11 protein-coding genes and 2 pseudogenes are annotated in these 12,139 nt (G+C 40.2%); 4 read left to right on the top strand and 9 right to left on the bottom strand.

All coding sequences use genetic code 11. From position 1 onward, the window contains the following. Positions 1–34 precede the first annotated feature (34 nt). Both K2F26_RS17155 and K2F26_RS17150 read left to right on the top strand, forming a co-directional pair. Entirely contained in the window at positions 35–1,633 is a 1,599-nt protein-coding gene (locus K2F26_RS17155; protein WP_220608763.1) for a DUF4335 domain-containing protein, read from the top strand. 63 nt (positions 1,634–1,696) lie between these two features. After that, a pseudogene (locus tag K2F26_RS17150) lies at positions 1,697–2,511 on the top strand (IS630 family transposase). 162 nt (positions 2,512–2,673) lie between these two features. Here K2F26_RS17150 and K2F26_RS17145 read toward each other — a convergent pair. From K2F26_RS17145 to K2F26_RS17120, 6 genes are all read right to left on the bottom strand, one after another. Further along, positions 2,674–3,138, bottom strand: a complete 465-nt coding sequence (locus K2F26_RS17145) for a ferredoxin (RefSeq protein ID WP_220608762.1) — start codon at positions 3,136–3,138, stop codon at positions 2,674–2,676. Beyond that, positions 3,138–3,524, bottom strand: coding sequence for a DUF1257 domain-containing protein (locus K2F26_RS17140; RefSeq protein WP_220608761.1), 387 nt, complete (start codon positions 3,522–3,524; stop codon positions 3,138–3,140). The genes K2F26_RS17145 and K2F26_RS17140 overlap by 1 nt, the downstream gene beginning before the upstream one ends. A 39-nt stretch (positions 3,525–3,563) precedes the next feature. Continuing rightward, complete coding sequence (locus K2F26_RS17135; protein ID WP_220608760.1) at positions 3,564–3,776, bottom strand: DUF2997 domain-containing protein; 213 nt, start codon at positions 3,774–3,776, stop codon at positions 3,564–3,566. A gap of 424 nt (positions 3,777–4,200) precedes the next feature. Next, a complete protein-coding gene (locus tag K2F26_RS17130) occupies positions 4,201–4,509 on the bottom strand; it encodes a type II toxin-antitoxin system VapC family toxin (protein WP_246605402.1) in 309 nt (102 codons plus the stop codon). Positions 4,510–4,611: 102 nt separating this feature from the next. Further along, positions 4,612–4,827, bottom strand: coding sequence for an opioid growth factor receptor-related protein (locus K2F26_RS17125; protein WP_220608759.1), 216 nt, complete (start codon positions 4,825–4,827; stop codon positions 4,612–4,614). 207 nt (positions 4,828–5,034) lie between these two features. After that, positions 5,035–5,343, bottom strand: coding sequence for a DUF3067 family protein (locus K2F26_RS17120; RefSeq protein ID WP_194058246.1), 309 nt, complete (start codon positions 5,341–5,343; stop codon positions 5,035–5,037). 726 nt (positions 5,344–6,069) lie between these two features. Between K2F26_RS17120 and petC the strand changes: the two genes are divergently transcribed. After that, entirely contained in the window at positions 6,070–6,609 is a 540-nt protein-coding gene (gene petC / locus K2F26_RS17115; RefSeq protein ID WP_194058248.1) for a cytochrome b6-f complex iron-sulfur subunit, read from the top strand. Between the two features lie 74 nt (positions 6,610–6,683). Further along, the gene (gene petA, locus K2F26_RS17110; RefSeq protein ID WP_220608758.1) at positions 6,684–7,685 is read left to right on the top strand and encodes a cytochrome f; all 1,002 of its coding nucleotides are present in this window, start codon (positions 6,684–6,686) and stop codon (positions 7,683–7,685) included. A 420-nt stretch (positions 7,686–8,105) separates the two neighbouring features. Here the strand turns inward: petA and ftsH are convergent, their stop codons facing one another. From ftsH to K2F26_RS17095, 3 genes and pseudogenes are all read right to left on the bottom strand, one after another. Then, a complete protein-coding gene (gene ftsH, locus K2F26_RS17105; protein ID WP_220608757.1) occupies positions 8,106–10,004 on the bottom strand; it encodes an ATP-dependent zinc metalloprotease FtsH in 1,899 nt (632 codons plus the stop codon). 451 nt (positions 10,005–10,455) lie between these two features. Further along, on the bottom strand, positions 10,456–10,602 hold the full coding sequence (locus tag K2F26_RS17100; protein ID WP_194058254.1) for a hypothetical protein: 147 nt from the start codon (positions 10,600–10,602) through the stop codon (positions 10,456–10,458). Positions 10,603–10,758: 156 nt separating this feature from the next. Further along, positions 10,759–12,058: pseudogene (locus K2F26_RS17095) on the bottom strand (IS4 family transposase). Positions 12,059–12,139 lie beyond the last annotated feature (81 nt).

The raw sequence follows: 12,139 nt of genomic DNA, 5'->3' as shown, positions 1-12,139 counted from the left end.
AAAATTCTCTTTTGTCCCCATTGCCATTTTTGCTATGCCTGGATCAAATTCTGTCATTCGTCGCTACACTCCCCCCACTTGTACACTGGAAATCTTGGCGCAAAGCTCACCTTTATCTCGTTTGATAGGGCAAACAGTCCTGAATCAACTTCGTTTTCAACTGCACTTTGATGATCCAACACTACCAGAAGAACTGAGAGTACCTATTCAGGGCGATCGTGATCAACTAGAAGCCTTGTTTAATGCTGTTACTAACTACGTTCAGGCACTTCTACAAAAATCAGCAGATAACTTTTGTTTAACTTCCTTAGAATCGCAACCATCAAGTAATACATCTGATCAACCAGAAGTACAAGATGTTACCCCATCCTCATCATCGTCGCCTAAAACCCCAAATCCCTCTAGTATGGGAATTTTAGAGGCGACAATTTATTTAGAATCTAGTGACAATTTAACTCATAAACTATATCTCGGTTCTCTTGCTAGTCAAACGTCAGGACCCGTAATTCAACTTACTCTATTACAACTATTTGACTTGTCCACGGCCTTAGAAGAATATTCCACTGATGTCATCACACTACCAAATCTCAACACTGAGAAATCAATAATTCCCAGTTTGCCTACTTGGACACCTATAGCGGCAGTCATAGCACTAGCTTTGGGTTTAGCTCCCTTAACCTGGCAATATGCCAGCAGCATCAGGCAAAATCAGCAGACAGCTAAAAATACTAATTCTGATACACAACCAGCAACTACTGAAACTGCACCTTCTCCTAACTTAACCACTCCTCAAAGAGAATTGACTCCCTTTGCTGGTTTACCATCTCCCCCTGGTATTGGTGATACTATAAAGCCGCCTGATTTAGAGACTCCCGTGATACCCCCGGATTCTACTCTAGATCCAAAACCTCTGACTTTCCCTAATGGTACTGTCCCACCCGCAGCTAGAACATCACCAAACAATGGACTGACAATACCGCCACAGACACAGCCAGTCCCTCCTAGCAGTCTACAAATTCCAGGAACAGCACCAATACCCAGTTCCCAACAAAACTCTACAGGAGTGATTAACCAAGGTGGTATTCCTCCTGTCACTGGTCAAAATTTGCCTTCTGGAAATACAAGTAGTATCTCTTCTATTCCAGGTTCTGTTGTTACCTTACCTAATGATGTGCAGAGTCAGATTTCTGGACAACAATCCTCTACACCAAATTCACAGCAATTAGATCAAGCTGCTTCTGCAACCAAAACTCCTACTGTGGCAAGAGATAATGATTTAATCACAAAATTGCGAGCAGCAAAAACAACTCAATTACCAACAACGGTTGCTGCTGAAGAAAACAAATTATTTGATGTACCTCAAGCAGCAGAAGCTAGAGCTTATTTACAAAAGAATTGGCGGCCACCTGCGGGATTTTCCCAGACACTAGAATATAGTTTGATGTTGGGTGTTGACGGTACTATTGAACGCATTTTACCCTTGAACCGAGCCGCTAGAGAATTTATTGATGACACGGGTATACCAGAAATTGGTAAACCCTTTGTTTCTACTAATCAAGCTGGACAAAACCTCAGGCTCAGAGTTGTTTTTAGTCCCGATGGTAAGGTGCAGACATTCCCAGAAGCCCCTTGATTATGTGTGATATCATGTCCGGCTAATCGCTTACGATAAAAGAGGTGAGTGCAAAGATGACCAATGCCGAAACGAATTAGTGTAGCCACACATCTGAGTATTGAAGAGTTAGAAAAACGTTACCGTCAAGCTAAAGACGGGATAGAAAGCCGTCAGTACCAGATTATTTGGTTAGTAGCGCAAGGCAAAAAAACGGAAGAAATCGAGGAAATCACAGGCTACAGCAGAACATGGATGTACGCATTGGTAAAAAGATACAACGAGTTAGGGATCGAAGGATTAGGCGATCGTAGACAGTTAAACCAAGGTACACAGCCGCTAGTAGATGATATCCAGCAGGCACATTTATGGAAATTCAGTTGTGGTGCGAAGATGAACATCGCTTGGGACTTAAACCAGTTTTACGACGAGTTTATGTACCAGAAGGAGAACAACCAATTGCTGATGTGAATTGGCGGTTTAAATGGCTATGGTTGTATGCTTTTGTACATCCTAAAACTGGAGAAACCTATTGGTGGATTCTTCCTTATGTGAACACAGAGCTATTCAATCAGGTTTTAGCCGATTTTGCTCAAGAATTTGGCTTAGGTGCTAATAAACGTATTCTTTTAGCCGTTGACCAAGCCGGATGGCATACCAGTAAGAGTTTACAGATTCCCGAAGGGCTGCATTTAACATTATTACCATCTCACTCACCTGAATTACAACCCGCAGAAAGGCTTTGGACTTTGGTGGACGAACCAATTGCTAATCAATCTTTTGAGACACTCGATGATTTAGAGGATGTCTTATTTCATCGGTGTCAATCTTTACTCCAACAGCCTGATTTAATTCGTGGTTTGACGGGTTTTCATTGGTGGTTGCAAACTGGCGCTTAATCGTAAGTCATTACCCGGACATGATATGACTGGGGACTGGGGATCTTTGACTGGGGACTGGGGAAAAAATTTTAGATTTTAGATTTTAGATTGGATATAACAAAAACAATCCAAAATCCAAAATCCAAAATCCAAAATCAATAACTCCTGACTCCTGCTATATTATTGATTGTTTTTTAATCTCTGCTTTTTACGACGTTTTTCTGTGGTAGCGACCGCATGATCTACCGGATAACCCACAACAGGAATAACTTGATATCTGCGATCTTCTTCTAGGTTTTTTAATTCTGTATAATCAACCCAGTGAATACAGTCTACAGGACAGGTATCTATCGCTTCTTGTATTACCTCTTCTGAGTCGCCATCTTGGCGAATTACACGCGATCGCCCATAATCAGGTTCAATATAAAAAGTATTACGGGCAACGTGGGCGCAGTGTTTACAGCCGATGCAGGTAATTTCATCCACATAAACGCCCTTCTGTCGCAGCAAACCGCCCAGTTCCGGTTCAAAACCAGAACGTTCTGGTTCATCTCGTAAAAAACCACCTAATTCTGGCTCTAAACCGGAAGGATTATTTTCCAGATTATGATCTAAATCTTCTGGGAACGGTTGCAATTGAGACATTACGCACTCCAGCGTTGTACTACTAAACGAATAGAACCATCTGCATTTTTCTGTTCTTCAGCAACTTGGAAACCAACTTTGGCAGTTTCTTTCATCACTGTTTGGTAAGCATAACGTTGGGTGACTTGGCGCAAAAATCCATCTACAGATAAATTTTGCTGCCAATATTGTAAGTCAGCTACCAATTCGTATTCCTGACCATTCCATCTGAAACCGATGTCATACCCATTTTCTTGCTCGATGGTAACTTCGGCTGGATGGGTTTGACCACGATAACCACGCACTTCACGGGGTCCTGGTTTCCAGTCTATTCCTAAGTCGGAAAGTGCATCTTGTAAGGATTCGAGGTTGCGGATTTGAGTTTTAATTTGGCTAAAGTGTGACATGGCGGTTTGTAATCAATGAAAGTAGACGAGTTGGAAAACTTACCATTCGCTAAAAGCAGTTTGGGTATTGACTACACTTGATTCCTGTGTAGCATTATTGGCGAAAAATTCTGAGGTGGGCTGCTGATTTACCACTTTTCCCAGTTGGGCTTCTATGGCTGCTGTTACCTCCGCACAAGAAGATCCCACTATACCAGTGACTTTCTCTTGTACTCGACCGTCTGGATAAATTATAAATTCTAGTGTTTCCATTCTCTGAATGCCAATCTCAATAGTACCCTTGGACTTAACTGCTTTAGCGGAGTTAGTTTTCTATTGCTGAAAGAACACAGAAACAAAAGTTGCCATTTGTTCATAATGTTCCATCTTTAAAAATATATATCTCAAAATCTTAACGAAAATTATTATTTGGGTTAGCAGTGACATCCATCAACCTATAGTTTCTCGTAACCTGATCAATTAGTCAAGCTGACTGCTTTTTGATCAGTTTCCAGTTAAAAAGCCTGAAAAATTCGGCTTTTATCAGAGAAATCGTCATGCTGTAATTATGAAAAAATACTAAAGCTTATTGAAAATTTTTATCATTATCATTGAATTTAGAAAATATGGGGGAAATGTGGTGCGATCGCTTGTGGACTGAGATAGTCAATAAAAACACCCGTATCAATATAAACCTTCACACCTTAGTTCCCAATTCAGCTATACGGTTACGAAGGTCTGCTGCATACTTGAGATATTCCTCAGCTTTCTGTAAATTTACAGGTATCACATTAACTTCTTCTTGAAGTTCATCCAAAATTTCTGGGTTTTTACTGGACTCTACTAAGAAAAAAAGCTCCTGTAATACTACTGGATTAATTGCTAACCGCACTTGTTTCAACACTGCTGGAGAGAATAGTTCAGAACTAGGTGACTCACCACGTAAATAAGCAGCGATAACATTTGTATCTAAAAAAACAAGAGGCAGATGTTTAGATGTTTCCACTTGAAAATCTCTTGTTAGAATTGTGTTTACTTAATTGTACTTCAAAAACATTAGATATGTAGATTAGTCGAAAAAATTGCATGAATTACAACCTACTTATTCTTAACTATTTATTGCATCTTGCCAATGAGAAAATGTAAGTTTAGTAATTTCACCTTTTGCTAGATGATATATTTCCTCTAAACATTTAAAAAATGCCTGAGCATATTCTTTTAAACCTAATAAACACAAACATTTAAAAATTCGGGTAATTCTTAAATGATGATGATTTCCCCAATTTACCCAAACTTTTTTCCTTTCGGCAAATGGATTGATCAATTTTAATTCTTATTTTCCCATCTTGGCTTTTTTGACATGATATAGCGTTTCCCAGTCTCATGAGGTACACCCTAATTTATTTACTGTTCCCAATTCCCAATTCCCAATTCCCTAAGATAAAAAACTCTGTACCTCACTAGCTTGGTAAATGCTATATTTTCATATAAAAATATTATCTGTCCCCAGTCACCAGTCACCAGTCACAACCTACACTATCCATTCGGATGCGCGATCGCCCAAATCGAGAGGAATACTCACAGCTTTACCCAATCGGGGACGCTCTTTAGTTTGTTCAATAAAAGTTTGTACTTGACTCGTTCCCCCCAAAGCATTGAGATAATTAGCGATGCTATCCAGATGTTCTTGATATTCTGGTTCGCTTAAAGGGAATGAAGCTTGTTCAAGATATTTCCACATGACTTGCAGAAATATCTTTCCTTGCGTCCTGCGGAACTGGACATCATAAGAATATCCCCATTTATCAATTAACAGTTGACGAAATTCTTTTCCAGTCATAATGTTTTAACATTCATTATTTTAGTTTTTATTTTGGGTTAATGCCATGCAAGCGAATCACTAATCAAGATATTGTCACACATCTAAAACAAATTCAACACCGACTTAACGAGATCATGGCTGCTCTCATTTAGATTTTACATTTAGAGCCGACTTACTTACTCAAAATATTAATATTTGTAGTACAAAAATATTATAATGTTTTGTCCGCATCTGTGATGCAAGATGTGAATGTGATATATTTAGTCTTGGGTTCAAGAAGCGTAGATCCTTGAGAAGTGGTGAAAGTCCGGCTCTGAGACTGGGGAGAGTCAGAATTGATCTGACCATAGCTCCTGTGTGACAGGAAATCCGATAAATCAGACAAAGTAAAACATTCTCAAGAGTAGCTAATCCAATCAGAACTGAAAAAAGAGAACCCGGAAAATATTTTCTTTAAAGTAGTCCCAACAGCTTTTAGACTAGGGATAGAGGGTGTGGTAGTAAGTCCTGTTGGGGTTATTCCCAGCAAACAGAAAGCATGAGATATTTGTCTATGCTTTTTGAAACTATGATAAGGATATAAAGAAATGTAATGCTAACAGAAGGTAATGCTAGATAGGTCTTCTTACCAAGAAGTATGGCATCACTGGGGGCGTTAGCATTTCGACTCAGGCAAAGTGTGAGGCTAGTTGCTACCACTCTTGTCAAAATTGCTGAACAAATTACACAAAGAGCGCGTAGACTATGGCTCAATTTTCTGAATCAATGGACGTACCCGATATGGGTCGTCGTCAGTTCATGAACCTGCTGACTTTTGGGACTGTCACCGGAGTAGCTGCTGGTGTATTGTATCCTGTTGTTAACTACTTTATCCCCCCCGCCAGCGGTGGTGCTGGTGGTGGTACAGTAGCAAAAGATGAACTGGGTAACGATGTTAGTGTTAGTAAGTTTCTCAGCAGTCATAACGTAGGCGATCGCACCCTTGTCCAAGGACTCAAGGGAGATCCTACCTATATTGTGGTAGAAAGCAAAGAAGCGATCGCAGATTATGGCATTAACGCTATTTGCACCCACTTAGGTTGTGTTGTTCCCTGGAACGTAGCAGAGAACAAATTTAAATGCCCTTGTCACGGTTCCCAGTACGATGCTACTGGTAAAGTGGTTCGCGGACCTGCACCCAGGTCTTTAGCTTTAGCTCATGCCAACGTCAACGATGACAAAATCGTTTTGACCCCTTGGACAGAAAGCGACTTCCGCACTGGTGAAGAACCTTGGTGGGCTTAAACAATGCAATGGTTCAGCTTTAATGCTGAACAATCACCACTGACAACTGACCACTGACAACTGACTTTATAGAGATGAGAAACGCCCGTACACCAGCGAGGTTAACTCGCGCTGCTAAAGTAATGTTCAATACATTGCTGATAGCGATCGCTACAGTGACATTTTTCTTCACCAGCGATATTGCTCACCCCCAAACCGCTGCTGCTTATCCCTTCTGGGCGCAGGAAACCGCTCCTGAAACACCCCGCGAAGCCACAGGACGGATTGTTTGCGCTAACTGTCATCTAGCAGCAAAAAACACAGAAGTAGAAGTACCCCAATCCGTATTACCTGACACCGTATTTAAAGCGATCGTCAAAATACCCTACGATACCAGCGTACAGCAAGTAGGTGCTGATGGTTCTAAAGTCGGTTTAAACGTCGGTGCTGTATTGATGTTACCCGAAGGCTTCAAGATTGCACCAGAAGACCGCATTCCTGAAGAAATGAAAGAAGAAGTAGGCGATGTTTACTTCCAAACCTACAGAGAAGACCAGGAAAACGTGGTGATAGTTGGACCCTTACCAGGGGAAGAACATCAAGAAATCGTCTTCCCAGTGCTTTCACCTAACCCTGCTACCGACAAAAATATCTACTTTGGCAAATATGCCGTTCATGTAGGCGGTAACAGAGGACGTGGTCAAGTTTACCCCACAGGTGAAAAGAGCAATAACAACGTTTACAACGCTTCCGCTGCTGGTACAATCAGCAAGATTGCCAAAACAGAAGATGAAGACGGTAACGTTAAGTATGTAGTTAGCATCAAAACCGACAATGGTGAAGTTGTTAACGATACAGTTCCCGCAGGTCCAGAACTGATTGTTTCAGAAGGACAAACAGTTGCATTTGGTGACGCTTTAACCAATAACCCCAACGTCGGTGGTTTTGGTCAGAAAGATACAGAAATCGTCTTACAAAACCCCAACAGAATCAAAGGTTTGATCGCCTTTATCTGTTTAGTGATGTTGGCACAAGTTATGTTAGTGCTGAAGAAGAAGCAGGTGGAAAAAGTCCAAGCTGCTGAGATGAATTTCTAAATTCTTTACTAAACAATGATTTGTGGGACAGGCATCTTGCCTGTCTTTTTTTTATCACAGGAGTCAGGAAGAAAGGATTTTACAGCAGATTTCATATAAGTGAAGTACACCAGTAGCGGACAAGATGCCCGCACCACAAGAGTTTTATGATTCATCTCTGTACCTCATAACACCGGGAAGTGCTGTATTTTCCCAATTCCCAATTAATTCCCCATAACTTAATACTTAGGGGTTGCTGAATAAACTGAAAACCACGATGAATAAAGAGTTTGAGGGTGATCACAAAGAAAATAGGTGCAAGGTTTTGGAAACTATGAGTAGGAAAACCTTGCACTTTGTTGGTTTTTACCTCGTTTCCAAATACAAAAAACTCCTTGATATCCTTGAACTCCTGACTCCTTGATCTCCTCCACCAGATGTCTAATGAGAAACTGCTAACTTTTGATCTTTCACCTGAGTCTGAATATTCTCTTCTACAATTTTACGGAAAACATCTCCATCAATGGTTTCTTCTTCGGCTAACATATCAACTAAACGCTCCATAATCAGGCGGTTTTCTTGCAGTAATTCTTTTACCTTCACATAACAATTGCTGACAATCTCTTTCACTTGAGCATCAATTTTAGCAGCAATTTCTTCAGAATATTCTGACCTATTCCCCCAGTCACGTCCCAAAAATATATCACTATTATTTTGACTTTCCAAGGATAATGGACCTAAATCAGACATCCCAAACTTTGTTACCATTTGTCTGGCCATGTTTGTCACTTGTTGCAAATCATTACCCGCACCTGTGGTAACTTCCGGTTTCCCAAACACTATTTCCTCAGCCGCACGACCGCCTAAAGCTGCCATAATTCGGGCTAAAATTTGGGAACGGGAAATTAAACCTTGTTCTTCATTGGGTGTAAACCAAGTTAAACCTAATGCTTGTCCTCTGGGAATGAGGGTAACTTTTTGAACTGGATCATGGTCTTTAACCAATGTACCTATTAAAGCGTGTCCCACTTCATGGTAAGCAATTAAACGTTTGTTTTTGCTGTCTACTAAAGCAGCGCCTTCCATTCCGGCAACTACCCGATCTACCGCATCATCTATTTCGAGGATGGTAATTGCTTCTTTGCGTCTTCTCGCTGTGAGAATAGCTGCTTCATTGAGGAGGTTAGCTAAGTCTGCACCAGTAAAACCAGGAGTCCGGCGGGCGATCGCATCTAAGGAAACACTCGGATCTAATTTTTTGTTCCGTGCATGAACTTGCAAGATTTCCAAACGTCCTTTTAAGTCCGGTGCATCTACAATAACTTGTCTATCAAAACGACCAGGACGCAATAAAGCTGAATCTAAGACATCAGGACGGTTGGTAGCGGCAATAATAATAATACCTGTGTTACCTTCAAAACCATCCATTTCTGTTAATAGCTGGTTTAAGGTTTGCTCTCTCTCATCATTACCACCACCGATACCTGCACCCCTCTGTCTACCAACTGCGTCAATTTCATCAATAAAAATGATACAAGGAGCGTTATCTTTGGCTTTTTTGAACAAGTCACGGACACGGGAAGCACCCACACCCACAAACATTTCTACAAATTCTGAACCGGAAATACTGAAAAATGGTACAGCAGCTTCACCGGCGATCGCTTTTGCTAGTAGAGTTTTACCAGTACCAGGGGGTCCCACCAACAGCACGCCTTTGGGAATTTTTGCCCCTACTGCGGTAAATTTCTCTGGTTGTTTCAAAAAAGTAACAACTTCCTGTAATTCTTCTTTGGCTTCTTCAATTCCTGCCACATCATCAAATTTTACCCCGGTTTTCGCTTCCATTTGAAACCGAGCGCGAGATTTACCAAAATTCAAAGCTTGGTTAGAAGCATTGGCAGAACGGCGCAGGAACAACAGCATTAAAGCCACCAGTGGTAAAATCCACATCAGGTTGATTAATAATCCTACGGCTGCTCTACTGTTAGCAGAGGAAACCTGACCAAACTCAACATTTTTTTCTTTGAGTTTGTTTATTAACTCAGAGTTTTGATCTAAAAGCTGTACCGGGATAGGTGGTGCATCTGGTTTTTGATCTGCCAAATAAACTTTAGCTATTTGTTCGGTTTCATCAAGTTCTACTCTTTTAACCAGCCCTTGCTCGGTTTTTTGTAGCAATTCTCCGTAAGATAAAGAGTTACGCTCTGCTTTTTGTGCCAAGACGGGACTACCCCCAAACATTCCCGGCAACATGATCATAGCGGCTGCTAATGCCCCAGTCCAAGCTACTCGCTTTGTTTGACGCTGTTTTCTCAATGCCTTTTTACCAACTTTTGTCATAATATTTACCCTTTTAATTTTGGCATAAGCGGATTTTTGGTTTTATGCCTATTCTTCTGACAGAAATAGCAATAACTGGAAATTACTGTTTTCTTATCTAGTTTAACTTCGAGCTATGAGAAATTGGTGATTGGTGATTGGTGATTGGTGATTGGGAAAAATCTTTTCCTCCCCATCTCCCCATCACTTTTATAACTAACAACTTGAGTTAAATAGATACAGCATATTTCATACCAGTGATGTACAAACTCAAATCATAAAACCCTTGTGGAACAGGCATCCTGCCTGTTAACCTTGTACCTCATTTACCTCGAAACTGCTGTATCTCCTGTTCTTTGTTACCTGTAGCTTTGTTTTTTGTTCCATATCAATAACCAGGGAGTAAATAAAAACACTTTTCACACTGTCACCTGTCACCTGTCACCTGTCACCAATGGTTGATGAGGAAAATTTACCAGATGAAATTCGTGTTTTTTAGCTTCTTGCTGACTGCTGTTAGCTGACGGCTGAATACCCCATTAATTCCTGGTGGGATAAACCATGCAGCAACAGAATATCCTGAATCAGATTCGGTAATAAGTACCTGTGTTCCACTCATAGGTTTTATACAGCGGTTCATTAACTAACTGTAATGTGATTATATTTTTAGCAGTTAATTGTTTACATAGGTGTGGAATAGTGCTACATTAGCAGCAACGGGCTAGTATTGCTACCAACAGCCCATTAGTGACAAGTTAAGGCTGTAAGTATTTTGTCAAGAGGCTTTCGGATAATTATTGAAAAAAAAATGGTCAGTCCCTCTTTGAAGCTCAGGAAAAGGAGCGACAATTAATTTTATGTTTGGTTTTCGCTTCTGTTTGATAATGCCTAAATCTCGATTTTGAGGATCAGCAAAATACTTAACTTTCTTCGGTTGCCTTACCTTTTTGATGAGCCATAGTAAAATGATAAAGACCACGATAAATCATTTCTAATGAAATATCATCAAAGGGGAGAGAAAGTTCGTCAGCTACAGCATCACCTAAATCGACTAAAACCGCATAAAATATCCAAGTTGCCCAAATCTGCAATTTAATTCCATTAATTGAACCCGTCCATAAATAACTTAACCCCAAGAGTCTTTTTACTATATTAAAAGCATCTTCAATCCGCCAACGTCGCCGATATAAATCCGCTACCACATAGGGGGGTAAAACGTTAGGATCTAACACGCTGGTTAAATAAGAATGCCATGTTTTTCCTGACCGCACTTCAATCAAACGTAAAATGATAAATGGAGTCTTTTTAGTACCAGAACCCAGACGTATCTTTCGGTCTCGCAATCCATAACTATCTGTAAATATTTGTTCTACCTTGATTGATGCTCCTTTTTTTATTCTCGTAATAAAGTCAACTTTTTTATCAATTAATTGTAACCAAAAATTAAAGTGATAAAACCCCCTGTCTAACAACAATAGGGTATTTTCTGTCACTAAATTCAAAATATTTTCTTCAAGTTTAGTATCAGAAGCTTTAGGATTCTCTGCAAACCAAATCTCTACAGGTAATCTGGTCATTAAATCAATGACTGTACTCATCTTGCCTGCTAATTGTCCATAATGAGCTTCTTCCAAACTTTGTAATTTCCTAAACAATGCCTCCAATGTTGACCCATCTACTATCCAAATATTCTCAAATCTTGATAAGATAAATTGAATACTTTCTGGCAAAGGACGTTTATTTCTACTGTGCCAAGCTGTTCTCAAGCTAGGCAATAAATCTTTAAATACTTTTTCAAATAATTCCGATGGAAATGTCAAAAATCTCTGTGATACAGCTTGTTGACTAACTTTCGTAGGATTACACCAAAGAAAACCGTCTCTAGCTAACATTCTTGTCACTTCTCTGACTCCTGCTACATCTCTCCACAGCAGGGTTAACACCGCCGCCATCATCAATGGCAAATTCAGTATCCTTTCTCTGAGTCCTAGTTTTCGGTAGTAATTTTCTTGATTTGTAATCGCTGGTGTCAGTAATCTTTCCAATTGCTTGGCTATTACTTCATCTTCCACCATTGGTCGCTGTTTCTTTTTTGCGTGGTCTCTGTTGGTTTTTTTACTGGTTGTCATGGCTGGACTCAATCGCTCAATTACTTG

Source organism: Sphaerospermopsis torques-reginae ITEP-024 (genome assembly GCF_019598945.1).
GTDB lineage: Bacteria > Cyanobacteriota > Cyanobacteriia > Cyanobacteriales > Nostocaceae > Sphaerospermopsis.
This window is presented reverse-complemented; position numbering and strand designations above follow the sequence as displayed.